This is a genomic window from Pseudoalteromonas sp. J2K-J979, assembly GCF_058169715.2.
In genome coordinates this window covers 323,151-349,990 of sequence record NZ_CM200281.1, presented here as the reverse complement: position 1 = coordinate 349,990, position 26,840 = coordinate 323,151, and the positions used below count along the sequence as shown (strand labels likewise).

Genomic DNA, 26,840 nt, shown 5'->3' with positions numbered 1-26,840 from the left:
GCATTTTATCTCTAACAGCTAATTAAAATTTATAGTTAACACCAACAGTGAATGTACGACCATTTAAATCATAGTATTCACCATCATCATATAACGAAGGGTGTCTTGGTGGAGTCACATCAAACACATTTAAGAAACCACCTCGTACCTGAAGATCATCAGTAATGTTATAACGGCCTGTCAAATCCCACTTAATATAAGAAGGAATATCATTATAATCATTATCTTCTGGTGTCCAATCATTATCCCAAACAGAACTATGACGATAAGAGGCAAGTAAGTTCACTTGTAAATCGTTGTACGTATAGTTAGTTGTGAATCGCGCTTTCCAGCGTGGATCACTCACTTCACCCACTGCATTACGCTGATCTTCTGGCTGACCTGTAAAGTTCTGCTCTTTTTTAGACATATAAGTGGCAAGCATATTGAAGCGGAAAGCACCAAAAGAGCTATCAAAAAGATAATTAAACTCAATATCAGTACCAGCAATACTATTTGAAGCTGAGTTAACTGGTTTCAAATCATACGAATCAATTTCAAACGTACTGCTATTACGATAAATTAATGGGCAATATGGATTGTCTGTACTTTCAAATTCATAACAACCATTAACAACTGTCGAAGCTGATGGTGTCCGGATCATATCTGTTAAATCAAATGCCCAATAATCTAAAGTTAAGCTAAAGTTCTCCAACGATTCAGGTGTATAGATAACACCAAAAGTCATATCATGGGCAGTTTCGTTATTTAGGTCGATATTACCTAAAGCAAAACCTGAATGGTTTGTACGTTTCCAATCTGCACTTGGCTCCCAACCTTCAGGAATGCCCTGAGAACGACAGTTACGCTCAATATTTTCTTTATATTCACCCGCATTATCAATTTGACCTTGCTCACACGGATCATTAAACGTGCTGAAAGTCTCTGCACGAGGTTGATATAATTCATTAATGTTAGGTGCACGTACTGACTTAGAGCGGTTATAGCGTAATCTTAGTTCATCATTTAATACATAGTTAAAACTCAATTTCCATGCACTATCACCACCAGTTGATGAGTAATCCATGTAACGATATGCTGCTTCAACATAAATTTCATCTGCATAGGCAGTATCAACAACAACAGGGATTGAGAACTCAGCTGCGACTTCAGAAACGTCAAATGAGCCAGTAAGAGCATCTGATTGATTATTAAAGATTAGACCTTTTCGCATTGCCGGATCGGGTAATGTAGATGACGCCTCTTTACGGTGCTCAAAAGTAAATGCTGAAGCAACTGGTCCAGCTGGAAGCTCAAATACATCCCCACTGATCGTTCCACCAAACGTCGTTTGATCAATAGAAGCTCGGCGTGTGGCATCTGTTTTTACATAATCAAATGCCTCTTGAGAGGCCAAGCCAACACCCCAAATATTTAAAGGAGCACAACCGCTTAAAGCACCAACAACCTCACCTGCATCGTTTCTATCAGCACATACAATTTTGCCATCTACTTCAACTGCATCAAGTGAGTTTCTAAAGTTCTCAACTAACATTTCACCATACCAAGTAGTGTTAGATTGAACTGTGCCGCGTTGCACATAAGCAGAGTAGAACCAGCTATCGGATATCTCACCCTCAAAGCTCAATGTCCCTTGTACTAATTGACGTTTCTGATCATAAACACGATTACCCAGTGCATCTGTAGTCAAATAAGCTGTGTATGAACTCATGCCACGCTCAGCAAAAAAATCTTTAGTCTCTTGGCTAAAAAACGCATTATTTGCATTCATGCCACTCAAGCCAAAAAATGCAGGCGAGCTTTCACCATATGCATGTGTATTTGAATAAGTAAACTCAAAGGCCATTGAATGTGCATCATTAAAATCATAATTCACATTTGAGCTTAAGTTTAAGCGATCTAATGGTGTACGAACGTAGCTATGATCTAAGAAGTGATAACCGTCACCTTCACCAACATAATAGTTTGTGTTTCGACTACCCGGCGTTGAGCTTGCAGGTAGTAATTCACCTTGTTCAAACTCGCGAATTGAACCGTCATCAGCAAAAATAAAGTGCCCATCAGGTGCAAAAAAATCACCTGTAGGACTATAAAAACGAAGTGTTGTTGAACCAGTTCTATCCCAAATAGTTCTTCTTGGGATGCCATCTTCATTATCGACGTTATCAGGATGATCGATTCCTATCACACCGTCACGAATGAAGTCACGCTGTTCACCTCGCAATTGCTCACTTGTTGTATAAGAAATGTTTGTAATGAAACTTGATTTTTCACCTTCATCACCAAAGGTAAATGAGAAATATGAGTTTTCGCCGCCATCTTGCTGTGGCTGTGATGTAGATGCATCAAATTCAAAACCATCAAAAGATTTTTTGGTAATAATATTTACAACACCAGCCATTGCATCGGAACCATAAACAGCAGATGCACCACCTGTTGAGATTTCCATTCGTTCAATCATTGAGGTCGGAATGTTATTTAAATCAACAGCACTACTACCTGGCGCACCAGATACGAAACGTCGACCATTAACCAGAACTAGGGTTCTAGATGTGCCTAAACCGCGCAAATCCGTATTACTTAAACCATTAGCAAAAACACTATTATTAGTTGTCTCAGGAGAAAGGCCAACCGTTGCTGATGGCATTTCACTTAATAATTCAGCCACATTGGTAATACCTGCATTTACTAACGCATCACCAGTTACTACAGTAACAGGAGTCGGAGATAGGTCACCAATACGTTTAATCTTTGAGCCCGTAACCTCAATACGTTCTACTTTCTCTACAGACTCTTCGTCTGCCGCCATTGCAAAACCACCCGTGGTGACAGCCCCGGCAAACAATGCGGTTTTAACACCGATTGCTAATAAGTTTAATTTTTTCAAAATGAATTTCCCTGAAGTATATATTTGTTATTAGTCGTTAAATTGACATGCGAATCTGTTTTTAAAAGAGATACCGCTATGTAACGAGATATTTTTATCATACTCAGATACAGATCAAAACGCCGCTTGTCACAAAGGTGGTTAACAAAATATAAACATAATGACTCGAATTAATAAACACGACCAATACACTATATAAATCAATAATTAACAAGAGTTGCATAAAACGCAACAAATTATTAAAACCCTATAACAAATCATTCATTTACAATCATTTACAATAGCAATCTATAAAATAAACGCATTTAACCCGTTAAACAGCCGTTTAGCACCTGAAATAACAATAAAATCATTTAACCAAGCTTTTTAGCCCTGTGCCTTTTCATCTCCCCATCCTTGCACGCATAATAGAGGTTTATAAGCCACGGCTGTTGTTATGAGTATTTTCTCCATTATTTTCCCACTGATCTTTTTAGTCTCTGCTGGTTATTTGACCTCTTCACAACGTTTTTTAACAAAAGAACATATCGTGGGGCTGAGTCGATTCACTTTTTACATCAGCGTCCCGGCCTTTTTGTTTGTCAATATGGCGCAAGCAGACTTAAATCAAAGCTTTCATCCTGCAAGCTTGTTGGCTTTTTACCTTCCGGTCATTGCCATGTTTGTTATCGGGATATGCGTTGACCGACTCTTTTTTTCAGATCAATCTCAGCCAGCGCGCCATGCCGTGTTTGCTCTTGGCACAAGTTATTCAAATACAGTATTAGTTGGTCTGCCAATTATTAATGCGGCACTTGGTGAACATGTGGTGGGCCATGTATTTATGATCATCGCCTTTCATAGTGCTTTGCTCTTTGCTCTGACGTTTTTACTCAGTGCTTGTGAGAAAGAGCACTCTTTTTCATGGCAAAAATTTACCAAAACGATGCTGCTCAATCCGGTGGTATTAAGTATTTCATCTGGTATTACGGTTAACTTGGCACCATTTGAGATCCCTAGCGATGTGATCAATGGCCTCTCTCTATTATCACAACCTGCGATAGCCAGTGCTTTATTTGTGCTGGGGGCAAATCTGGCATTTTATAAAATTTCAGCTGACTGGCGCGCAGCAAGCGTTGCAAGTGTCATGAAGTTACTTATTTTACCTGCGTTAGTGTATGTCTTTGGCAGTCAATATATGCAGCTTGAAAGAGAAACATTGGCTGTGGTCGTTTTACTTAGCGCCTCTCCCCTTGGCGTCAATGCCTATTTAGTCGCTAATCAAATCAAACAACATCAATCCACTTTGGCCAGCAGTGTCGTTATTTCAACTTTATTGAGTGTGGTCAGTTTTAGTTTCTGGTTAGCAATTTTGCTGCAGCCCTAAATACACTCAATCCGCGACCAAAAAAAATGCCGCTCATGTGAGCGGCATTTTCGTGAAAATTCTAATTAGAATTTATAGTTTACACCCAGAGTAAGTGTACGACCGTTTAAGTCATAGTACTCACCGTCATCATATAATGAAGGGTGTCTTGGTGGAGCAACATCAAACACATTTAAGAAACCACCACGCACTTGCAGCTCATCAGTTAAGTTGTAACGAGCTGTTAAATCCCACTTAATGTAAGAAGGGATGTCATTGTAGTTGTTATCTTCTGCAGTCCACTCGTTATCCCACACTGAACTATGGCGATATGAAGCTAGCACATTTACTTGTAAGTCATTGTAAGTGTAGTTCGTAGTGAAACGTGCTTTCCAACGCGGATCACTCACTTCACCCACTGCTTTACGCTGATCTTCACGCTTACCAGTAAAGTTCTGCTCATTCTTTGATGTGTAAGTTGCTAGCATATTAAAGCGTAGCGCACCAAAATCAGTATCGAATAAGTAGTTTAATTCAATATCAGTACCCGCAATGCTATTTGATGCAGAGTTCACAGGCTTAAGATCGTATGAATCAATTTCAAACGTATCAGCATTACGATAAATTAACGGACAGTATGGATTCTCAGTCGTTTCAAATTCGTAACAACCATTAACCACTGTTGATGCATTCGGTGTACGGATCATATCCGTTAAGTCAAATGCCCAGTAATCAAGCGTTAAGCTGAAGTTTTCTAAGTATTCTGGCGTATAGATCACACCAAATGTCACGTCATGTGCCGTTTCATTTTTCAGATCAATATTACCTAAAGCAAAACCTGAGTGATTGGTACGCTTCCAGTCTGCGCTTGGTTCCCAACCTTCTGGAATACCTTGTGCACGACAATTACGCTCGATATTTTCTTTGTATTCACCTGCGTTATCAATTTGACCTTGCTCACACGGATCATTGAACGAACTAAACGTCTCAGCACGTGGTTGGAATAACTCATTGATATTAGGTGCACGTACTGACTTAGAGCGGTTATAACGAATTCTTAATTCATCATTTAATACATAGTTAAAGCTCACTTTCCATGCATCATCACCACCAGTTGATGAATAATCCATGTAACGATAAGCGGCTTCAACATAGATTTCATCAGCATATGCCGTATCAACAACTACTGGGATAGAGAACTCAGCCGCCACTTCAGATACGTCGAATGAACCTGTTAGTGCATCTGATTGGTTATTGAAGATTAAGCCTTTACGCATTGCTGGATCAGGTAAGGTCGTAGATGCTTCTTTACGGTGCTCAAAAGAAAATGCAGAGGCTAAAGGACCTGCAGGTAATTCATATAAATCACCACTAATTGTGCCACCAAACGTTGTTTGGTCAATCGTAGCACGGCGTGACGCATCCGCTTTTACATAATCAAGCGCTTCTTGTGAAGCTAGGCCTACACCCCAAATGTTAAGAGGGGAACAACCCGCAAGTGCGCCCTCGACTTCACCTGCTTTGTTTCTATCAGCACAAACAATTTGGCCATCAATTTCAACTGCATCAAGCGAGTTATAGAAATTCTCTTTCAGCATTTCGCCAAACCAAGTAGTATCGGCTTGAACAGTACCGCGCTGTACATAAGCAGAGTAGAACCAGTTATCACTGATCTCACCTTCAAAGCTTAAAGTACCTTGAATAAGTTGGCGTTTTTGATCATATACACGGTTACCTAATGCATCTGTGGTCAGGTAAGCGGTGTACGTCGACATATCTCTTTGTGCAAAGAAATCTTTTGTTTCTTGGCTAAAGAAAGGATTATCAGCATGCATGCCACTTAATCCAAAAAACGCAGGTGAACTTTCACCGTAAGCATGAGTATTTGAATACGTTAATTCAAATGCCATCGCGTGCGCATCAGAAAATTCATAATTTACATTTGAAGACAGATTTAAACGCTCAAGCGGTGTACGCACATAGTTATGATCTAAAAAGTGATAACCATCGCCCTCATTACCTAAGTAATAGTTGGTATTACGACTACCTGGCGTTGAGCTTGCAGGGAAGCGCTCGCCTTCTTCAAAAGCACGAATTGAGCCATCATCAGCAAAAATAAAGTGGCCATCTGGTGCGAAGAAATCACCCGTAGGACTGTAGAAACCTAACGTTGTCGCACCTTCTTTATCCCAAATAATACGACGAGGAATACCATCTTCGTTATTTACATTGTCAGGGTGGTCGATCGCAATCACACCATCACGAATGAAATCACGCTGATCACCGCGTAGCTGCTTGCTCTTTGTATAGGAGATGTTAGTAATGAAACTCGATTTCTCACCTTCATCACCAAAAGTGAATGATACAAACGAGTTCTCACCGCCTTCTTGCTGCGGCTGTGATGTTGATGCATCGATTTCAAAACCATCAAATGATTTTTTAGTAATGATATTGACTACACCCGCCATTGCATCAGAGCCATACACCGCTGATGCACCACCGGTTGAGATTTCCATACGCTCAATCATCGCAGTAGGGATGTTGTTTAAATCAACCGCGCTGCTGCCTGGCGCACCAGAAATGAAACGACGACCATTCACAAGTACCAATGTTCTTGACGAACCTAAACCACGTAGGTCGGTATTGCTTAAACCATTAGCAAATACACTATTATTTGTAGTCTCTGGTGATAGACCCACTGTTGCCGATGGCATTTCAGCTAAAAGCTCAGCAACGTTTGTGATACCAGCATTAACTAACGCATCACCTGTTACAACTGTTACTGGAGTAGGAGAAAGATCGCCAATACGCTTAATTTTTGAACCTGTAACTTGAATACGCTCTACTTTTTGAGCTGATTCTTCATCAGCAGCCACAACAAAGCCACTACTAGATACAGCGCCTGCAAACAATGCGGTTTTAACGCCCATTGCTAAGATAGTTAATTTTTTCAAAATGAATTTCCCTGAATTTTTTGTTTTGTTGTTTCTAAAAATAAACCAATTTATTTGCATACTTTTAGATTGACTCTTTTTTACCACATCCAGAAATATAAAAAAGAACCACAAAAACAACCATATATAAACAAATACTTAACAATGAGGTGAATAAACAATCAAAAAAATCTTTTTACTCTTACTTTCATAATCTTAAAAAAGTAAATAGTTTGATAAATCACTCCAGTAAAATTAACAACAAAAAAGTCATTTACATTCATTTACAATGACAGTTCAGATTTTATACCAACATTCAATTATCAAGCTGTAACTTAAAAATATCTTAAACCCACATTACATACACAAGCCTTTTACAACTTAAGTCTTTTAGTAGCAAAACAGCCGTTTTTTAACACGCTTATCAACCGAGTACTATCACAGTGCCAGCTCAAAGAGTCACAATAAGTGGACAAAAAAAAGCCCCTATACAAAACGTATTAGGGGCTTTTTTCAATCTCAGTGGTTAATGATCTGAGCGGTATTTAGCTGCATCGATAATTGCCCAAATATAGACGATAGGTAACAGTACCCAACCAACCAATACCCAAGTTAATGCGCCTGAAATTACCCAAGATAAGAAAAATGCAATCGCGGGTAAAATCCGCCCTTGTACTAATTGGCCTAAACCTGGAAAAAAGATATTACAAATTGCTGCAATGACATTTCCACCTGAACCTTGTCCTGACATAGTTACCTCTCCATTTTCGTTTTTATTAGCTAAACAATGAGTTATGAATTGCTTAAGATAATATCGCAAGATAGCGTCGAATATTAGTTTAATTTACTTTCATGAATCAATTTACATGCCAAAAAAATTCACTTTAATAACATGAACTTAAAACACTCTAGATATATTGAGTGGCTAATAATTAGTATAAAAGCCTAATTATTAGTGAAATCCACCTTAGCTTTTGCCATAGTTCATTCATCAACTCGACAAAATTTTCATTGGTAACGCGAGGATTTCACTCTGAGAATCTGCAAAATGATAAATAATCGCGACATGACCAGCCACCACTAAGCAATACCACACAGCTGAAAACACTCGACCGTACATATCCAATGGCACTAAATGCGAGAAATGACGCTGACGCCACTCAAACACCACCTCAAGCGCCCCTAAAAATAAAAAGAACACTAACAATGTCAAGCCAAATACATAAGATATCCACAGCCCTAGCACCACTCCAGCAAGACAAACAGATAACCCCACCCAAGAGCGCATTGAAAAACTGATACTTTTTAAAACGTGGCCGCCATCCAGCGGCAACATTGGCAGTAAATTAAATAAATTCAATAAAGCACTTAAAACGGCCGCTCCCGCAAACAACTCAAGGTCGGTTGCATAATAAAACACTAAACACAGTATCGACATAAATAAGCCAAAAACCGGCCCCATAATTGAGATCACCACATCCTGCCAGCGTGTAGTAATCTTTTCATCCGACACAGCCAGTCCGCCAACAAATGGGATCAAATAAATCCCTTTTGTTTTAATGCCAAAATACTTCATTGCACGCACATGACCATACTCATGGACCACCAAACATGCCACCAGCATTAAGGCAAACTCAATAGTAAAGAGCCATGCATAACCCGCTATCGATGCCCCCGCTAGCGTAGCTTTAATTACCTTAGCACTTTTAAATAACTTAAAACCCAGTGCCGCAAGCCCAAACCAGCCGCGTTTTGCAGTCGCAGAGTCCCCGCTAACATTGATTAATGGATACTGCACACCTTCGACATAATCACCATTAACAGATAACTGCATTTTCACAGTGTCAGTTTCGAAATCAGGCAGCAGATTCATTACAATCTCTTGCTGGGACCCTTGATGCTCAATGGAAAAGTGATGAGCACTGCTCGTATCTGTTATGGCTTGCACCTCACTTTGCAACTCACTGTTAGCAAATATTTTTTGGGTTAAGTCTGGGTGAAATTCAATGCGTAGCGCTTGGCCAAACATTTCGAGTTGGAGTTGTTTCATGGTTTACTACACATGGATAAAGATGCGCTATTGTAACGCCTCAATGAGAAGATGCTCAAACTAATTACGCCCATACAGCTCAGTCATAATAATCGCTAAACCATCTTTCATCCGCGACTCATCTTGCCCTGCAAAACCAAGGCGCAAATGCTCACTCTGCCACTGTCCATCGACTACAAACTCTTCTTCAGTTTGAAGGTACACGCCACGTTTAGCTAACACAGCTTTGAGCCCACTCGTTGGCCGATTGACTTTCACCCACAAAGCCATCCCACCATCAGGGACATTAAACTCTATCGGATAGCCTCTAGCTTGATAACGCTGTAGCTCACTGGCCATAGCGGCTAATCGACTTTGGTATAATTTAGTCATCCGCCTGAGGTGGCGCTCAAAGCCGCCCTCTTTCATCCAATAAGCCACCGCTTGTTGCATGACAATATCGTTTTTATGATTAATGATTTGCTTTAAACCACAGAGCTGCGCAATCACCTCAGACGCAGCATGAATATACCCAACCCGTGCCCCCGCAAACATTAACTTAGAAAAAGTCGATAAATAAATAACCCGACGGGCCGGATCATTCGCCGCCAGCGGTTGAAGCGGCTGACAAGCGTAATGAAATTCATGATCATAATCATCTTCAATGATCACCACCCCATACTCACACGCCAACCTGTATAACTCAATGCGTCTAACAATAGAGAGCGTCACTGTTGTCGGGTACTGATGCAATGGGGTTAAATACACCAATTTAATCTGACCGAGCTTAAGTTGACGCTCAAAATCATTAGGGCACATGCCTTCATAATCTTGTGCAATTGCCACAATATTAGCCCCGCACTCTTTAAAAGCAGCCCGTGCTGGCGGATACCCTAACGCCTCGACAGCGACTTTATCATTCGGGTTTATAAAGGCTTTGGCGATTAAAAACAGTGCTTCTTGCGAGCCATTGCAAATCATCACCTCCTTGTTTCTACTTTCTTTAATCCCCCGCGCACGACGTAAATATTCACCTACTTGCTCTTTTAGTAAGGGTGAACCATCGGCCTCACCATAGTGAAAAGCTGACCACTGAGTAGATTGACTGGCTTTAACTAAACAACGCTGAAATTCACGGTGCGGGAAGCGCTGTAGATCAGGCAACCCACCGGCAAAGCAAAATGAATAATCACTCATTTTAACTGTACTTTGATAGGGCAAAGGCCGCGAAAACTCAAACTGATGCGCGACGAGCGGTTGGCCTTGCTCTATCTCACAACTTTGAGTAATCGGTAGCGCCTGATTAACGCGATAGCCAGAACGCTCATGCGAATCAAGCCACCCTTCAGCCACCAATTCCGACAAAGCTGCCATTACAGTATGACGGTTAATCTTGAGAGCTTGAGCAAACTCCCGAGCAGAACTGAGCTTTTCTCCCGGTTGCAGCAAACCTTGCTGAATAGCCGTACGGATCGAATCAGCTACTTGTAAGTATTTAGGGCGTGAGGTGTCAGTGAAAGTCAGTGCTAGCGGGTGCATTTTGGTCTAACAAAATAAATAAAACTGGTTGTTAACCTTATACCAAAGTAACGAAATAATGAACACCTGATTGAATTTGGAGCATCACAATGCAATTTGAAGAAATCGTACTACAGACAACCATGGTCGAATTACAACCATTAACAGAGCAACACTTGCCGGCCCTTTTAATAGCAGGACAACCACAAAAAATTTGGCAATGGGTATTTGAAAATTACTGTGTATCTGAGGAGGCGCTCACAACGTGGTATCAATCAAGTGCGCGATTTGATGCCAAGCAGCAACTTGTTTTTGCTACATTTGATAAAACAACTAACACGCTGGTTGGCACAACCAGAATGTTTCGCTTAGATAGCCAAAATCAAAGCCTTGAAATTGGCCATACCTTTATTCATCCCGATTGGCAACACAGCCATATTAATACGCACGCTAAATATCTAATGCTAAAACATGCATTTGAAACATTAAAAGTGGCGCGAGTTTCATTTGTGACACACGAAAAAAATACCTGCTCACGCAATGCAATCAGCCGCTTAGGCGCAACCTTTGAAGGGCTCATTCGCAAAGTACGTCTTTTACCTAATGGCGAGTATCGCAACAGTGCGCAATTTAGCATTATTGACGATGATTGGCCCGCCATTAAACACACTCTTGAGCATACTATGAGGGACTATCAATAATGTATCCTAATCGAGATTATCAAACACACAACAATGCACTCTTGCTAGACGTAATAGAACAATCACCTCTGGCTACTGTACTCTTTTTCAACCAACAAGATGAATGGCCTCACATCAGTCATTTACCCTTTATCTATCAGCAAGGTTTGCTGGTTGGCCATTTAAGTCGCTCGCATCCTTTAGCAACTGAACTCGATAAAAGATGCATCCAACTCAAATTAATTTTTAATGGCCCTGATGGTTATATTTCACCTCACTACTGTCCCGACGCTCAAAAAGTACCGACTTGGAATTATGCCAAAGTACAGGTAAGCGGACAGGCTCAAGTGGTAACGGATAAAGCTGAGCAAATCAAACTGATGGCGCTAATCAGCCACCATTTTGAACAACAATTACAGCAACGCTTCGCAGCTCAACCTTGGTTAATTGAGTCTCTTTCGCAACCCCACCTAGATGGGATGCTAAACGCAATCAGAATATTTAAAGTCGACATAAGTCATGCCGAAGGAAATTTCAAACTGAGTCAAAATAAATCCCCGCTCACCATTGAAACGATGTCCGAACACTTAACCAATCATCGACAGTCGGCGTTAGCCGCTATGATGAATAAAGCGCAATATGCATTGCACGAAACAGAGAGTAAATCAAAGTGAGTTAGCTGATAACGTACTCATATTATAAATATGAGCAAAAGACGCCGTCACGCGGTTTAAATTAACTTGGCCTTCATTAAGCAATGTGCCACGATTGCCTGGCCCTGATACTCGCCAGCCAAATTGCGGTAAAACATTGTTTTGTGTTGTTACAGGTTCAGCTTTAAAAGTTAAATCAATATCTAAATGCTCAATTTGCTTCTCTTCACTAAGCTCATTCTTAAAAAGTGAAAAACCATAAGTCACGCCCTGAATATTGATGTTGCCTTTAAATTGGTGACTATTTTTATGATAAACATACTGATAGCTCATAATGAGCTCTGGGACTTGCTCACCAACTAATGAAGAATCAAAAATAAAGCTTAATTGCGCCTGTTCATCAGGCATCAATTTTGAAAAGTAGCTATCAAAAATAGGTTTATCTAATGCTGTCAAGTTAGACACGTGAGTCGTAGTATTAGCGATAAAGCCGATGCCATCATTTGCTTTTTCCAACGGCCAAGCCAGTTCGCCTTGTTGAAGATTGTCATCCTGATCTGAGTCAAATCGCGATTGTAAGACGACCTTATCTTCTTGCTGTGTTGCTAACTCCAGATCCCCACTTAAAATCAGTTGTAATTGCTGGCTAAAATCATCCTCAACCGTCGCTATTGGACTCTGGCAAAACCCTGTAAATGACAAGCTGCTAAAACGTGAAATAGCTAACTGATCTTTCGCTTGCTGACAATCGAGCGTTAGGCTCTGAGCTAAATCAACTAACTTAAGATAGCTTAAATCACTTAACGGCAATAATGAGGTCACTTCATTATTTGCTAACGTTAGGTTAGTCAAATCAGATAAACTCTCAATCCCATCGAGTTTCTTTACTGGCTCCTCAAGTGAGGCATCACAAGATAATGTTTTAATTTCATAGGTATATTCATATAAATGATCTTCAACTAGTTTATCTATGCATGACTTAATTTGGCTGTCAGCAAAAATTACATCGGCTATCCTGATTGGGTCATCATCTGAGCAAGCAGCCAACAATAATGAACTCACACAGACTGTAATTAATTTTTTATTCTGAAACACTTAAAACATCCTTTTTTTGAATACTCGATACAAAATAGCTCGATAAAATCGCACAGATACAATAACCAACAAAATACCAGAAACCTTGGCCAAGCTCAGCCTGCATAATCAGTAACTCCCCCATTTGACCATCTGCATTGCCCGCTAAATAAGTCACAATCAGTGCAATCACAAACACATCAGCCATACTCCATTTACTAATTAACAGAATTAACTGAGCTAATACCCGTCTAAATTTACATGGATGCAATAAGGTATAAACCAATTGTGAGAGCAATTTAACCACAGGCACAATAATCGCAAATAAAGCAACTAACCCCGCAACTAACAGATTGCCGTTTTCTTTTAGTTCCGCGACTGTCCCTCTGATACTGCGTGTTTTTTGATACACTTCTATTTGCCCTTCAAGCTTATCAAGACCGAGCATACCGGAGACCATTTGTAGCATTCCTCGCGAACGGTTATTGCCTTCTTCTGCGAGCATTTCTATCCCTGTTTGCGCGAGCTGAGACTTTTCTATATGCCCTTTCAAGGTCAAGACAGGTAAAGTGATCCCAGGGAGTAACAAACCCAAAGCCACAATAATTAACAAGCCAGATATCAGTTTTTGTTTCATCGCATGTACATATTTTCAAACCATAATGGCGCATGCTAACACTGCACCATTGCACTGTCTGCGATTTTTTGTTACCAAACTTACTCGGTAAACCACCGATAGTTTGATCTAGTTCAGATTTTTTTTCAGCGCCTTATTTAAAATAGGGTCAGTTAAATAGGAGGATGATATGAAAGCAGCTGTCACTCATGGTTATAAACAACCACTTGTCATTGAAGAGCGGCCCACCCCAAGCATCGCAGGACATGATGTATTAGTTAAAATTCATGCTTGCGGGGTTTGTCATACGGATCTGCATGCGTGCCAGGGTGATTGGCCTGTGAAGGCTACACTTCCTTTAGTGCCTGGGCATGAAGGTGTGGGGGAAATTGTCGCTTTAGGTGAGCAAGTCAGTCATTTGAGCATTGGCGATCGCGTCGGGATCCCTTGGCTCTACAGTGCTTGTGGCCATTGCGAATATTGCCTAAGCGGCGACGAAAACCTCTGCTTAGCACAGCAAAATGCAGGTTACTCTGTCGACGGAAGCTACGCTGAATACTGCAAAGCCCATGGCGATTATGTCATTAAAATCCCTGATAACTTGAGTTATATCGAAGCCGCACCACTGTTTTGCGCCGGTGTCACCACTTACAAAGCCCTCAAAGTCGCTCAGGTTAAACCGGGCGATTGGGTGGCAATTTTCGGTGTTGGTGGACTCGGCCATCTGGCGGTGCAATATGCGGTGGCAATGGGGTTAAACGTTGTTGCCATCGACACGGGCACTGAAAAATTAGCCCTTGCCAAGCAGCTCGGCGCTGAAATATGTCTCGACTTCAAAACAGACGATGTCGTGGCTCAGATCCTTACTCAAACACACGGGGTGCATGCCAGCATCTGTACCGCTGTAAGTAAAGCTGGGTTCGAACAAAGTTATCGTGCTATTCGCCGGGGTGGTAAATGTGTGCTGGTCGGCTTGCCACCTGAAGACATGCCCGTGCCAATTTTTGACACTGTACTCAATGGTGTCAGTATTATTGGTTCAATTGTTGGTACTCGCCAAGATTTAGTCGAATGCCTCGATTTTGCCGCTCGGGGTAAAATAAAAGCCATTACCATCGAAAAATCTCTTGAAGATATAAATGCAATTTTTAGCGATATGATCGAAGGCGATATCAATGGCCGCGTCGTGATGACCATGACTTAAACGTCACCGATATAACACTCACTCAGCCCGAGTTATCGCTTTGAGTGAGTGTTTAATGCTTAATCAGCACTTCACATTCTTTCTCTAACCCTAAACTAAGCGCTTTTTGTTGGCAAAATGCCAGTGCTTTTTCTTCAGCCCGGCTGGTGCTGGTGTACCCATAGGCGTAACCCCATGCACTACCTTGAGCGGTATAAACATAAGCAAACGCCTTACGCCCATCGCGCTCTTTAAGCTCATCTAAATTCACTCGAGCATCGTACTCAGGTAGCGAATCCCTTACTTGTTGGAATTTTTCATCAAACTCACTGGTCATGCTGCACGCACTCAAGCCTAATGCAAGCACGATTAAGTTTAAATTTTTAACTTTCATTTCATATCCTTATATAATTTTTAACAGCTTACCATTAACTATTAAAAAAGGAACAAACCGCGAACAATTTATCACAAACCGATACTTGCTAAGTCCATATCATCTGGCACATAGTAGCTTGACTCGGCTAAATTTTTGCCCAATCAATTTTTGGATAATGCACAGGAATAACAAATGAAATACACGCTACTACTCGCTGCATCTTGTTTACTGGTTGCATGCCAAACCACTACTCCTTTGCCAATCATGCCCCACTCTCCTGAGTTTTTGGCCAATAGTCAGTTTTATAGTGTTGATGAGCGAGCAGAGTTTTGGCATGAAGATAAAATGAATGTAACGATAGGCCCATACAAGGTGACCAATATGGATATCAGCTGGCAAACCAGTCAGGAAGACGCAACGCGTATTGGCGCTAATGAATTAGGGTATAACCAACAAACGACCCAATCAGAGCAGTCTTTTAACTACCTATTTTCAGGGCCTAGCGGCACAACGTCCGTACAATGCGCTCAAAACACCAGCAAGTTTGAGCAATCATGGGCAATCAATAAAGGGTTTAGTTTACCGTTAAATTTTAATGCGAGCTTTAGTTACGCGTGTCAGTTTCAGCAAGGAATAAAACAATGGCAGTTATTGGTGTTAGCCGACAATTTTGGCAAAGTAAGCTATCAGCTCCATGATGACCAAGGGCAATCATTACGCATTTTTGCGCTCAATCACAATCAACTCCCCTTGCCGCAGCGTGCCTTTATTGGTTTTGAAATACATGATCAACAAAAATTAGCCGCTATTTCGATGAATAACCCAGCTGAACTTTGGTTAAGCGATGGGCTTTCGGTTGCACAGCAACAAGTCTTATTTATCAGCTTGCTTAACCTGTGGTATATGAAACATGCATTACAAGCTCATTAACTCATGCCTAGTTGTGAATAACCTATCACCAACGCTCCCAACAACATAAATACCACCGCAACATAAGGGTGCTTCAATGTACGCATTTGGATCCGTTCAGGCGCTTGAGGATCGACCAATAGATGGCAATCTGATTCAGTGGCATAACTATTGTAAAAATGCTTATTATAGTTCATCACCACACTAAAACGCTGCTGTTCAAAGGAATACTCTACCAACATCTGTTGATTAGCGACGTTGGTAAAAGGCATTGCTTTATTACTCGACACAAGTGTCACCGCTTCGACCTTACAAACTCGCCATGTGCGCTTTTTCATTATTTGTAGTGCCTGACGAATAAATGGCTCTAATCCCAAAAACACCACCACAACACCAAATAAGGTAAGTTCAAGTTTCATTATTGCATCCTATCGTCTTTATTATTTTATGATGCTACCGCACTATAACCCTGCGACTTGCTTTTTATAAACCAAATGCGCTGTAACGAGATCACTCAATGCGGTTCCCACCGATTTAAACAAGGTAATTTCATCTTCATCTCGCCTTGCATACTGTTTACCTGCACATAAATCGGCAAGCTCGGCTTTGATATGCGCCTCTGTAATCGCCCCTTCTGCTATGGGCAATATCAATTCACCAGCTTCATTCATCACATTAGCCATACTGTCGAGGTAAACACTCGCTCGCACTACAGTTTGGGTGTCGCATTCACGGTACTCACTATGGTGGTTGCCAATTAAGTCTACATGCACTCCAGGTTTGAGCCAGCCCCCTTCGAATAACGGCTCTTTGGCACCTGTGGCACAGCTGATTATATCCGCCTCGGCCACTGCAGATTGTACATCTTCACAGATGCTAAACATCACCTGCGGATGAGCTGTTTGTAATCGCGCAATCAGTGCAGATGCTTTTTGAGCGTTTCGCGCAGACACCATCACTTTCGTTAAAGTTCTGACACTTAAATGAGCCGCAATCATAAAACTGGCCAAGTTACCCGCTCCAAAAAATAACAAGGTTTGGCTATTTTCACGAGAAAGATAGCGCGAGGCCAATGCCGATACGGCAGCTGTACGCCAATAGGTGACTGTGGTGCCATCAACAAGTGCTAATGGCACTCCGTGCTGACGATCAAATAACATAATCTTTGAATAAAGTGACTCATAACCATCCGTGGCATTTTGAGGGAAGTAAGTAAACGACTTAACCCCTATCACCTCTTCGTTCCACGCTGGTAACACAGCAAATGCATTATGCGCAGCATCACCTGGGATCAACTCAAAGACTTGTCGTTTTGGCATAAAAAACAAACCTGAAAACCCAGAATCGAGTGCGGCAATTAAACTTGGAAAATCCAACGACTGCTCAACCTGTTGCTGATCGATTACTAACATAGCTATCTCTTATATTTCAAAAGGTTTGGGGGCATGAGTTAACACCCGACAACCTGTCTGAGTAATTAAATAATCATCTTCTAGGCGCACACCTCCTAACTCTGGAATGTATATGCCTGGCTCGATAGTAATAATATTTCCAGGCTCTAAACAGTAATCTGTTTTAGGGCCTAAAATAGGCTGCTCATGTAAAAACAGACCGACTCCATGTCCCAATCCTTCACCTGCCCATTGTGCAAACGGCGAGGCTTGCAGGACCGCCTGTGAAGCTAGATAAACATCAAGCCCATTTACACCCGGCTTTAGCACCGAAACAGCGGCTTGCTGAGCTGCACTCACAGTGTCATAAATGGCTTTTTGCTCATCGCTGGCAGCACCTAAAATATAACTTCGCGTCATATCAGAACGATAGCCATTAATCACCGCACCAAAATCGAGGGTGATAAAATCACCTTCACGCAACACTTGCTCTCCTGGATTCCCATGCGGTAACGACGTACGCTCAGCAAACAGCATAATGGTACTAAACGCCATTCCTTGTGAACCGAGCTTCTGCAAACGGTATTCAAGCTCTAACGCTACATCTCGCTCAGTGACACCGGCTTGGAAATAACTCATTGTTTCTGCCAACGCTTGATCTGCGATGGCTGCAGCCAGCTTAGTTTGCTTAATCTCCCAGTCATCTTTCACCATACGCTGACGTTCAATTAATCCAGTGACCGCCTGCACATCAAGTTTTCCTAACTCGCTCAATATCGCTTGCCAAGCACTGACGTTAATAAACGCAGCATCAAATCCCAGCGCTTTTACATCGATTAAATGACGTTTAATACACGCGCCTAAGCTTTCGTTATCGCGATCTCGCGACACCACTTCAAAACCCACACACTCATGTTGAGCCCGCTCAAAGTAACGATAGTCAGTAATTAAAAATTGATGTTTAGCCGTGATAATTGCGTACGCGGCATTACCAGTAAACCCAGTAATATATTGAATGTTTTCATGACCTAAAATTAATAGGCTGTCTAACCTATGCGCCGCTAATTGACTCAGTAACTGCTGTTGACGCTGTGCATAAATTGCTTTCATCGAAAAATAAACCCGTTTAAAAGAGGATCGCTAGGATCAAAATAAAACTCATTTTTACCCGTCACAAATGCTGTACCACAGACCTCAGGTACAATGGCCTGGTATGCGCCAAATTGGCAGGTTTCTTGAACGCTGACGCTAAACTGCGAACCTAATATACTTTCAATCTGAATGGCTTCACCTAACTCTAATTTCCCTTTTGCATGACACACCGCTGCTCGTGCTGATACTCCCGTGCCCGTAGGGCTACGATCGAGTTCACCCTCAGCAAAAATACACACATGACGACTGTGAGAATCAGCATGAATAATTTGCTGCTGACTCGTAAAAATCACGCCATATAAAAAGCTCAGATCAGGAGAAAATGGATGTTCGACCACTGTTTCGGCCATTACAGCTTGTTTAATCGCTTGCCCGCACGCAATGATCTGATTGCTATTATTTGCAGCTAAATTGAGACTCATAGCATCTGCATCCACAAACGCATAAAATGCACCACCATAGGCTAAATCAAACTGCACACGCCCAATTCCAGCCACCTCAAGCCATTGATCAGCCAACACCATAAATGATGGCACATTGCGAAAAGAAATATGAATAACCTGACCGTCTTCGACAAGCACTCTTGACTCAATAAGCCCTGCGGGGGTATCTATTTTAAGTAAATTGTTACCTTCACACACCTTAACCACACGCGCTTCCACCGCCGCTTTTGACAGCGCGATAATGGCATGGCCGCACATAGTGCTATACCCTTCATTATGTAGAAATAACACCCCAAAATCACTCTCACTGCGTTCAGGTTCAGTGATCAGTGCACCGTACATATCAGCATGCCCACGCGGTTCAAACATCAGCCCCGTCCGTAAAGAATCATAATGACTGAGACAAAATTGGCGTTTTTCGAGTATCGTTTTCCCTTCAAGCACAGGAAAACCACTGGTGATGATCCGTAAGGGCTCTCCCCCAGTGTGCATATCTAAACTGGTAATGACGCGCAGCTCGGCAGGCGGCTGCCAATCAAAAAAAGAGTTTGGTTGCATATTAACGTTAGCAAAAAGTTAATTTTGCATACAATATACCTACAATTTAGCAGTTTTCAACTATCAATAACGATTATTTAGCAATCTTAGTGGTTGAGCAGCGCTAACCAGTGATGTGTCCACGCCCCTTCTGTTTTTTGAGAGTTATTTATTTTAATCTTGTGACCTAACGTTTTTTTCTCGGATTCCGAGTTGTTTTTGAAATATGCCAGCACCTCTGAAGCATTTTTAAGATCTGGGTCAACGAGCTTCAAGCTATACTTGGCTTGCAAAAAATGTTGGCTTGGGATATCTGTCACTATTGGTAATAGCCCACAACTCATCGCTTCTTGCAATGCTAATGACTTACCTTCTCGAGCACTTAAACTAATATAAAAGCAACACGCAGGGATTATTCTTTCTATTTCTATATGAGTTTTAGCACCATAGAAAATAATCTTACTACTCCCTTTAAATCGCGCTTTTAAATCACTTAGTAAACTTCCATCACCAACAAGGTGGAGTACTCCTTTCCCCTTACTCATCGACCAAAGATTGCAAAGTGCATCAACATTTTTAGATTTTTCGACTCGACCAAAATAAATCGCATCTTGGGATTGATAACTGGCTTGCGAGCTCAGTGATGACTCATTCTCGATAACTATAAAGGTTTCTGAATACAATCGATTAAAAATGGAACTACTAACAAGCACGACCTTCTGGAGGTAAAGCGCCATAAATCTAAACATGAATTCATTGAATTTTGCATGCTTACCAGGACCATGAAGCACACAAATATCTTTAAAAAAGTAAAAACGAACAAGTGAACATAAAGACGCTCTCAAATCATGAAAAATAAATTGATTGTTTCGATTTAATAACAACTTTACTAATGATAACTTCTCTTTAAATGTACTGTTTTTTAAAGTAATAAACTCTATATCTAATTGCGCTTCCATTTTTCTCACATATATCTCTGCGCCACCAAATGATTTATCACTCCATAAAATATTATAAATCATAAGTGCTTAAGTACCCCTTAATTTGTGTTACATAATCACCGTCTTGACTCGTATTTATTCTTAATTCCTCAAGCCATTCGCCTGACTTTTGTAATTTAAATATATTCTTAGCCGAAAAATTAAAATCCAAAAGCGCTGAATTGTATCCCGCAATATTCTTTGCGTGCTGATAGATAGCATCGACGACTTGAAATTGCGGCAATCCTTCAAATTTTGCTTGGCAAGAGCGAGGGTGGAGTTTTACAAAAATAGGACCTCCGACTTTGCGTGCGAGGTTAACAAGAACTTGTCGTTCACCACCATCGCTTATCCCTAGCGTTGTTGTTAAAGGCTCGTCCACATAAAAACAGTTTACTGGTTCAAATGAAATTTCAGGTTCAATTACTACACCATATTTATTAACTTTTGGTGCCTCACACCTAATAAAGTTAACATCTTGTAAGCCGCGAGTATGACTTTGCCATTCAGCCCGATACGCATCAGTAAAGTAAAATACAAAAACCTTTGGAGAACGATTACTTAGTGTCATTAAACGACTGAGCTTCAAACGCCCCATAGAGGCTAGCCATTTACATACTTTTTTAAAGTTGGTGAAAAAGTATGTAAATGGCACCACCTCACGACGTGGGTTTTTTGCATGCTGCATAATGACTACATTTTCAACTGTCTTTACTGCTAGCTTAAATGCGCTGATATCAGGCGGCCTTCTGCCCCAAATAAAAACTGTTTTTGCATGCCTAAATTTACAACGGCTAAATACCGATTTAAATTCTTCATGAAAATAGAACTCACAATCTTGCTCAAGAACGTCCTCAGTAAACCTTTTCTTTTCAAGAGGATTGATATTCACAGATAAGTACTTCATTTAATGCCTGTCAGATTTTGCCAGTATTTGTTTCACAACCATCCATAATAAGGGGTCGGTCAGTGGTATTTTTGTGACTATTAGTGTACTAAACAGTGGCTGTTTCAAACAGGTATATAAAAATAGAAAAATTACAATTACCCCTGCTATTCCAAACATAATGACACTTGAAAAAACCGGACCTAAGTCAAATACAACCAATTGCTTCAAATCATTTTCAGCAAGTCCCAATAAAGGCAATGTTTCTAAGTATAAGTTTACAGCTTGAAAGCGAGTAACGTCAGCAAAACCCGACTGCGCATACACATTTATTTTATAAAACATAAATTCAATAACGATAAAACCCACATAAGTAACCACAGGAATCAGCACGGTAAAAATGACGACTTTCAATTTGAATTTAATCGGTGACTTTATCATCAAATAACAAATAAAAATAAGCGATACAGCTGCTGCAGCAGAAAAGCTCAACAGAGAAAAAAACAAGATATACAGTTTGGTATAAAAGTACTCGTCGGGTTCTAGTATTTGTATCAGTAATGCGATAGCAAGCAAATGATAAGCATAGGTAGAAGGCTCTTGATACACGCCTGACCCTCTGAAGCGGATCATTTCAAATGCCCCCGTTAAATGCCGAGATTCCCCATATATAAACTTTGCAACAATATCAAAATCTAAGAAAGAAATAGAAATTAATGATAATAAAAAAGCAAAAATATGGAAGTTTGCAACTTTCACCCAATCAAGTGTCTTGATGGTGAAATCAAAAAAAATTAAACTAACAGATAATGAGCAGTACAGAATAATCAAAACTTTCCCAGGCTCATTTTTAAACAATAATGATAAACCTGTCAGTAGTAATAAAATCACAAGCCCTGCTATCAGCCTTCGTAAGGATATTTTTTTAAACTGTGATAAGGCTACGATTATAGATAATGGAAAAAACAGTTTTAATCCCAAAAATGGAACTGGTACCGTTGCTAAACTGATACAAAAAGCATAGATAAAACTAGTCATATTATTTTTTATTCACAACGTACCAAAAGCGATAGGCACTGTGAGTGAATACAATAGAGAAGATATAAAAAGCAATAGCGAGCTCCTGATTTTTAGAACCTTCACTTAATTTATACATCAAGAAGATCAGCGTACATATCACCCCCGTAGTAAGGTTGGCATAAAGGGCATTTAGAGACTTACCAGCATAATTTAACAATAAATTAAAGTGCCCAAACCTGAAAATACACCACTCCATCACCATAAAAACAAGGAAATAAACAGCTAAACTGAGAGGCAACAACACTAAACTTGCGATTAATCCAAACATCAAAAAATACAGTAATATATATTTTTGATTATCCTTTAATCGGGTGAACTCCGGCAATCTCTCTTCTAAAGATAGTGAATCTAGCCTTTTCATATTGAGTAGTAACAACGCCCCGAACATTCCAGATATAAAGGCACTCAACTTTATTAAAATAAGTAATTCAGCATTATTTTCAATAGAGATTTCAATTGCGAACCAAGTTATAAGTGGAATTAAAAATGTAGCCATAACATCGAGAGCAAACTTACCAAGGCTTAATCGATAGGAAAATAGTGAGGTAATTGAAGGCCGAAAATAAAAAGCTGCGCATAAAAAAATAAATGCAGTTGAAAATTGAATATAAACTATAAACGACTCACTAAAAAACCAAAACGAGCAAAAAAAACTGATTAGCAACAAAAAATTAACCAATCCATTTTGCCATAAAAAACCAGTCCTGATGCCTGAACGTATAAGGTAAGCGCCAAAATTAAAGCAAACAGCCATAATCACAGCAATATTTGTAACCATATAAATGTTGTGATCAAACCAAAATAAAGGTTGAATTAAAACAATTATAAATAACTGCAATGACAATGTTTTTTTATATAAGGCAAAGCGTAAAGATTCATCAACTAAGCCCTGAGAAACAATCGGAAATCCAAATCGAAAAAAAGGAGTTAAAAAAGGAGCAATAACTATGATATCAATCAGTATCGATTGAACATTAACTGATCCAAATTCAGAGATTCCCTTTAATAATAAAAACAAAAATACCGCAGGCAAACTGCGGTACGAAACATCCAATAATTTATTTTTAAAGTTAATACGGTTAAAACTCACAATGTTCGCTATTAATTACCCAATGCAAAAATGACTGTTTTAATAGTTCGGATAAATATTTTAATATCCATCCAAAAGCTATAGTTTTTAATATAGTGCAGATCATATCTATGCTTCCACATTGCATCATCTACCGAAGAGCCATAAGTATATTTAACTTGAGCTAATCCAGTGATACCCGGTTTTACAGCGTGGCGCAGTGAATAGTAAGGTATTTCTTTCTCTAGCTGCTCAATAAAAAAGCGCCGTTCTGGACGCGGTCCAATTAAAGACATTTCTCCACGTAATACATTTAACAATTGAGGTAACTCATCAATACGAGTACAGCGAATAAATCGACCAACTTTTGTCACTCTAGGGTCATTTTTAGTCGCCCATTGCACGCCTTTTTCTTCTGCATTGGTAGGCATAGATCTGAATTTAATAACATAAAACTCTTTATCAAACTGACCCACCCTAGCTTGACGATAAAAAATAGGACCTGCGCTCTCAACTTTGATTGCTATCGCTGTGATCAACATCACCGGAAAAGTAAGAACCAATAATAATGCAGCAAAAAAAGACTCACTGCTTTGTTTTAGTACCCTAACAAAATAACTACTCAATAACTTAGAAGGCTGACTTGTGAATAAGCAACTCTTGGTTAGGAGGGATATTTCAGTGTAGCCAAGTGTTTTTTCGATATAATTAGTTAGCGAATCAACTTTGTGGCCTTTCACCATGCTTTCAGTAAGAAATCGCTTCTGATTATCCGCCAATCTTTCGTGTTTAAAATACAGCAGCATGCAGCGAGAAGGTAATACTTCAAAGTTATTCAGTACAGAGATATGCAGATTTTCAGACAAGAAAAATTGAAGATTTGCTAATTCTGAGTCGGGGCAAATCAAATAAACAGGTAAGTTTGAACAGGACCAGAAAGCCTTTGGAAACTTTGAGGTACTGATGTTTTTCCTCTTTTCGACAGTTGTTTTTTTATACTCTAAAACTCTACTAATCATCTATAAATTCACTAAATACTACATTAGTTATAGATACCACTTCGTCCTAGAGTTATTTTTACTTCCGTTTAAAAAATATCAAAACCTTAACATTAAAGCTACATATGCCAGAAATATAAAATAAATGCAAATTTTTATGGGTCCAGCATCCTATTATACCGAGTTAATGTACATACATTTTATGACGTTTTCATGACACATCAGAGAAACCATCACTCACTTACAAAAGGCGAACTCAATGCGGGGTCATTTATAAAGTGCTGATCTGTCAAAGAATGTAAGAACGCGAGTAAATCGGCTTTTTCTTCCTCTGTGAGTTCAAACCCCTTCACAAATGGGCTTTTTTGCGGGTGGGTGCGCCCATCACCAGCAAATGGGCCTGATTCGATCTTTCGCCCACCAGCGGCATACAGATCAATCACTTCAGATAAAGTCGCGACACTGCCATCATGCATATAAGGCGCACTCAGTGCGATGTTCCGCAGTGTTGGCGCACGAAATGCCCCGTTATCACGAGGATCGAGGGTGAGTTCAGCGAGGCCGATGTCTTTTTCTGGGTAAGAAGCATTAACCTGATACAAACCCGTATTGTGGAATGGTCGGCGATCCAGCAATTGCTTTTCATGACTAGTGGACTGGGTAAAATTAAATCCACCATGGCAGTGATGGCACTCTAACCGTTCAGAAAAAAATAAATTCATACCTTTTAATTGGCTTTCATTCAAAGCTGTATCGTCCAGTTGATACGCATAGCGATCAAAAGGACTATTAAATGAAACAAGGCTCCGTACAAAGCTTGCAATGGCCTGATTTATCTTATGGAAACTAATATCTCGTTCACCAAAAGCGGCCAAAAACCGAGCCCGATATTCCGGGGTATTAAACCGAGCTAGCACCCGCTCTTCATGGCCGCTGATGCCCATTTCTACAGGCTCCTCTCCAAACATTGGTAGCAGCATTTGCCGTTCAATCGAATCAAGGCTCGGGTGCGCCCAAGTAAGGGTTTTATTATAGGCAATATTGACCAGCGCTTGTGCGTTGCGACGATGCAATTCCCCCGTTGATCCTATCGACACCATTCGGGTTTCGGCAAAGGCATGCTGCTGCTGATGGCACGAGGCACAACTTTGGGTTTGATTACCCGACAGCTGTGGGTCATAAAATAAAAATCGTCCCAGTGTCACTTTGGCAGCGCTCATCGGGTTATCGGCTGGCACTTGCGGTTTAGGAAACCCCTCTGGAATAGTCCATTGATAGTCCTTTACCGGTGCTGGTTGCCCACAACCAACTAGCATTGAGAGTAAACATACCCCATACCAAGGTTTCATTGATAGAACACCTTACTGCGCTGCAATTGTTCAAATAATTGCTGGCAACTTGTCACGCTTAAATCACTCATACAACGGTTTTCTTGTGTTAGTGCGACTTCATTTAACAGCACTGCTAAATCCATATAAATAGGTTTGTCGGGCACAAAGTGTTCTATCTCAATTTGAAATAAATTGTCATGCTGACACGGCGTTTTCGGCGCTCGTAAACTCGACACCGCATCACAGCCCGTCGAACCTAAGTGAAATGAAAATACGTCACCTTTCGCTGCATTGACTAAGTCTAAGCGTAAAAATTTATGCCCCATTTGCCAGCTCCAAAACATATCAGACTGATCCAAAGGGGCTGGTGCTGTGAGCGGGTTAGCATGGTTCAAAGTAAATGGCACACCCAAATCAAAACTGAGTGTATCGCCATCTTTAAACTCATCAACACTGGCCGACATATGCCAGTAACCAGTCAGAGGGCATTGCCCGCCGATTAGCCCAACATCAGCATTACTATTCACTGAAGGTGTTAACTGCATTAGGTGTGTATCTTCAGCCCTTTTTCGTGCCATATTGGCAACAAAAAATTGTAACGTCTTGATTTTCCAGCCTGCATCCTGCTGGATAGGTAAGGTGTCGCCACATGCAAGTGGTGTCCCCTGATAAACAGGTATAAATTCTAATTTAATGGTACGTGGCTCGTTACAAGCAGCGAGCTGCAAACAACACAAAATAACAAACAAAGCTTTACAAAATTGCACTTG

The 26,840-nt window shown here is 40.5% G+C and carries 25 protein-coding genes; 6 read left to right on the top strand and 19 right to left on the bottom strand.

Annotated features, from left to right (window positions below):
- Nucleotides 1-22: 22 nt before the first annotated feature.
- Complete coding sequence (locus AC3KVK_RS01665; RefSeq protein WP_490311162.1) at nt 23-2,887, bottom strand: TonB-dependent receptor plug domain-containing protein; 2,865 nt, start codon at nt 2,885-2,887, stop codon at nt 23-25.
- A 436-nt stretch (nt 2,888-3,323) separates the two neighbouring features.
- Here AC3KVK_RS01665 and AC3KVK_RS01660 point away from each other — a divergent pair, with 436 nt between their 5' ends.
- Complete coding sequence (locus AC3KVK_RS01660) at nt 3,324-4,253, top strand: AEC family transporter (RefSeq protein ID WP_490311163.1); 930 nt, start codon at nt 3,324-3,326, stop codon at nt 4,251-4,253.
- Between the two features lie 65 nt (nt 4,254-4,318).
- Here the strand turns inward: AC3KVK_RS01660 and AC3KVK_RS01655 are convergent, their stop codons facing one another.
- The 4 genes from AC3KVK_RS01655 to pdxR form a co-directional block, all read right to left on the bottom strand.
- Nucleotides 4,319-7,186, bottom strand: coding sequence for a TonB-dependent receptor plug domain-containing protein (locus AC3KVK_RS01655; RefSeq protein WP_490311164.1), 2,868 nt, complete (start codon nt 7,184-7,186; stop codon nt 4,319-4,321).
- 505 nt (nt 7,187-7,691) lie between these two features.
- Nucleotides 7,692-7,916 (bottom strand): hypothetical protein, encoded by a 225-nt coding sequence (locus AC3KVK_RS01650; protein ID WP_086744814.1) that lies wholly within the window; start codon nt 7,914-7,916, stop codon nt 7,692-7,694.
- Between the two features lie 240 nt (nt 7,917-8,156).
- Nucleotides 8,157-9,215, bottom strand: coding sequence for a metalloprotease (locus AC3KVK_RS01645; RefSeq protein ID WP_490311165.1), 1,059 nt, complete (start codon nt 9,213-9,215; stop codon nt 8,157-8,159).
- 60 nt (nt 9,216-9,275) lie between these two features.
- On the bottom strand, nt 9,276-10,733 hold the full coding sequence (gene pdxR / locus AC3KVK_RS01640) for a MocR-like pyridoxine biosynthesis transcription factor PdxR (protein ID WP_490311166.1): 1,458 nt from the start codon (nt 10,731-10,733) through the stop codon (nt 9,276-9,278).
- A gap of 89 nt (nt 10,734-10,822) precedes the next feature.
- Between pdxR and AC3KVK_RS01635 the strand changes: the two genes are divergently transcribed.
- Both AC3KVK_RS01635 and AC3KVK_RS01630 read left to right on the top strand, forming a co-directional pair.
- Nucleotides 10,823-11,413, top strand: coding sequence for a GNAT family N-acetyltransferase (locus AC3KVK_RS01635; RefSeq protein WP_490311167.1), 591 nt, complete (start codon nt 10,823-10,825; stop codon nt 11,411-11,413).
- Nucleotides 11,413-12,066, top strand: coding sequence for an FMN-binding negative transcriptional regulator (locus AC3KVK_RS01630; protein ID WP_490311168.1), 654 nt, complete (start codon nt 11,413-11,415; stop codon nt 12,064-12,066). Before AC3KVK_RS01635 ends, AC3KVK_RS01630 begins: the two co-directional genes overlap by 1 nt.
- Here the strand turns inward: AC3KVK_RS01630 and AC3KVK_RS01625 are convergent.
- The gene (locus AC3KVK_RS01625; protein WP_490311169.1) at nt 12,058-13,140 is read right to left on the bottom strand and encodes a hypothetical protein; all 1,083 of its coding nucleotides are present in this window, start codon (nt 13,138-13,140) and stop codon (nt 12,058-12,060) included. The two genes, AC3KVK_RS01630 and AC3KVK_RS01625, sit on opposite strands and share 9 nt — an antisense overlap.
- Complete coding sequence (locus AC3KVK_RS01620; protein WP_490311170.1) at nt 13,127-13,756, bottom strand: paraquat-inducible protein A; 630 nt, start codon at nt 13,754-13,756, stop codon at nt 13,127-13,129. Before AC3KVK_RS01620 ends, AC3KVK_RS01625 begins: the two co-directional genes overlap by 14 nt.
- Before the next feature lie 169 nt (nt 13,757-13,925).
- Between AC3KVK_RS01620 and adhP the strand changes: the two genes are divergently transcribed.
- Nucleotides 13,926-14,939, top strand: coding sequence for an alcohol dehydrogenase AdhP (gene adhP, locus AC3KVK_RS01615; RefSeq protein WP_490311171.1), 1,014 nt, complete (start codon nt 13,926-13,928; stop codon nt 14,937-14,939).
- Between the two features lie 52 nt (nt 14,940-14,991).
- On the opposite strand, the gene AC3KVK_RS01610 is transcribed toward adhP, so the two are convergent.
- On the bottom strand, nt 14,992-15,312 hold the full coding sequence (locus tag AC3KVK_RS01610) for a hypothetical protein (protein ID WP_490311172.1): 321 nt from the start codon (nt 15,310-15,312) through the stop codon (nt 14,992-14,994).
- A 174-nt stretch (nt 15,313-15,486) separates the two neighbouring features.
- Here AC3KVK_RS01610 and AC3KVK_RS01605 point away from each other — a divergent pair, with 174 nt between their 5' ends.
- A complete protein-coding gene (locus AC3KVK_RS01605) occupies nt 15,487-16,224 on the top strand; it encodes a hypothetical protein (RefSeq protein ID WP_490311173.1) in 738 nt (245 codons plus the stop codon).
- On the opposite strand, the gene AC3KVK_RS01600 is transcribed toward AC3KVK_RS01605, so the two are convergent.
- The 7 genes from AC3KVK_RS01600 to AC3KVK_RS01570 all read right to left on the bottom strand — a co-directional run bounded on the left by AC3KVK_RS01600 (nt 16,221) and on the right by AC3KVK_RS01570 (nt 22,351).
- A complete protein-coding gene (locus AC3KVK_RS01600) occupies nt 16,221-16,622 on the bottom strand; it encodes a hypothetical protein (RefSeq protein ID WP_490311174.1) in 402 nt (133 codons plus the stop codon). The genes AC3KVK_RS01605 and AC3KVK_RS01600 overlap by 4 nt on opposite strands.
- A gap of 42 nt (nt 16,623-16,664) precedes the next feature.
- Nucleotides 16,665-17,615: a bifunctional Delta(1)-pyrroline-2-carboxylate/Delta(1)-piperideine-2-carboxylate reductase gene (gene lhpI / locus AC3KVK_RS01595; RefSeq protein WP_490311175.1), complete on the bottom strand. Its 951-nt coding sequence runs from the start codon at nt 17,613-17,615 to the stop codon at nt 16,665-16,667.
- Nucleotides 17,616-17,624: 9 nt separating this feature from the next.
- Nucleotides 17,625-18,704 carry a M24 family metallopeptidase gene (locus AC3KVK_RS01590; protein ID WP_490311176.1) on the bottom strand — a complete coding sequence of 360 codons (1,080 nt, stop codon included), beginning with the start codon at nt 18,702-18,704 and terminating at the stop codon, nt 17,625-17,627.
- On the bottom strand, nt 18,701-19,747 hold the full coding sequence (locus AC3KVK_RS01585; protein ID WP_490311177.1) for a proline racemase family protein: 1,047 nt from the start codon (nt 19,745-19,747) through the stop codon (nt 18,701-18,703). Before AC3KVK_RS01585 ends, AC3KVK_RS01590 begins: the two co-directional genes overlap by 4 nt.
- Nucleotides 19,748-19,833: 86 nt before the next feature.
- Nucleotides 19,834-20,748 carry a glycosyltransferase gene (locus AC3KVK_RS01580; protein ID WP_490311178.1) on the bottom strand — a complete coding sequence of 305 codons (915 nt, stop codon included), beginning with the start codon at nt 20,746-20,748 and terminating at the stop codon, nt 19,834-19,836.
- Nucleotides 20,738-21,598: a hypothetical protein gene (locus AC3KVK_RS01575; protein WP_490311179.1), complete on the bottom strand. Its 861-nt coding sequence runs from the start codon at nt 21,596-21,598 to the stop codon at nt 20,738-20,740. Before AC3KVK_RS01575 ends, AC3KVK_RS01580 begins: the two co-directional genes overlap by 11 nt.
- A gap of 15 nt (nt 21,599-21,613) precedes the next feature.
- Nucleotides 21,614-22,351 carry a hypothetical protein gene (locus AC3KVK_RS01570; protein WP_490311180.1) on the bottom strand — a complete coding sequence of 246 codons (738 nt, stop codon included), beginning with the start codon at nt 22,349-22,351 and terminating at the stop codon, nt 21,614-21,616.
- 16 nt (nt 22,352-22,367) lie between these two features.
- Here AC3KVK_RS01570 and AC3KVK_RS01565 point away from each other — a divergent pair, with 16 nt between their 5' ends.
- Nucleotides 22,368-22,616, top strand: coding sequence for a hypothetical protein (locus AC3KVK_RS01565; RefSeq protein ID WP_490311181.1), 249 nt, complete (start codon nt 22,368-22,370; stop codon nt 22,614-22,616).
- Between the two features lie 15 nt (nt 22,617-22,631).
- Here AC3KVK_RS01565 and AC3KVK_RS01560 read toward each other — a convergent pair whose 3' ends face one another.
- The 4 genes from AC3KVK_RS01560 to AC3KVK_RS01545 all read right to left on the bottom strand — a co-directional run bounded on the left by AC3KVK_RS01560 (nt 22,632) and on the right by AC3KVK_RS01545 (nt 26,837).
- On the bottom strand, nt 22,632-23,762 hold the full coding sequence (locus AC3KVK_RS01560) for a hypothetical protein (protein WP_490311182.1): 1,131 nt from the start codon (nt 23,760-23,762) through the stop codon (nt 22,632-22,634).
- 11 nt (nt 23,763-23,773) lie between these two features.
- Nucleotides 23,774-24,760: a sugar transferase gene (locus tag AC3KVK_RS01555; protein WP_490311183.1), complete on the bottom strand. Its 987-nt coding sequence runs from the start codon at nt 24,758-24,760 to the stop codon at nt 23,774-23,776.
- 212 nt (nt 24,761-24,972) lie between these two features.
- Entirely contained in the window at nt 24,973-26,088 is a 1,116-nt protein-coding gene (locus tag AC3KVK_RS01550) for an MbnH family di-heme enzyme (RefSeq protein WP_490311184.1), read from the bottom strand.
- Nucleotides 26,085-26,837 carry an MbnP family copper-binding protein gene (locus tag AC3KVK_RS01545; RefSeq protein ID WP_490311185.1) on the bottom strand — a complete coding sequence of 251 codons (753 nt, stop codon included), beginning with the start codon at nt 26,835-26,837 and terminating at the stop codon, nt 26,085-26,087. The genes AC3KVK_RS01550 and AC3KVK_RS01545 overlap by 4 nt, the downstream gene beginning before the upstream one ends.
- Nucleotides 26,838-26,840: the final 3 nt, after the last annotated feature.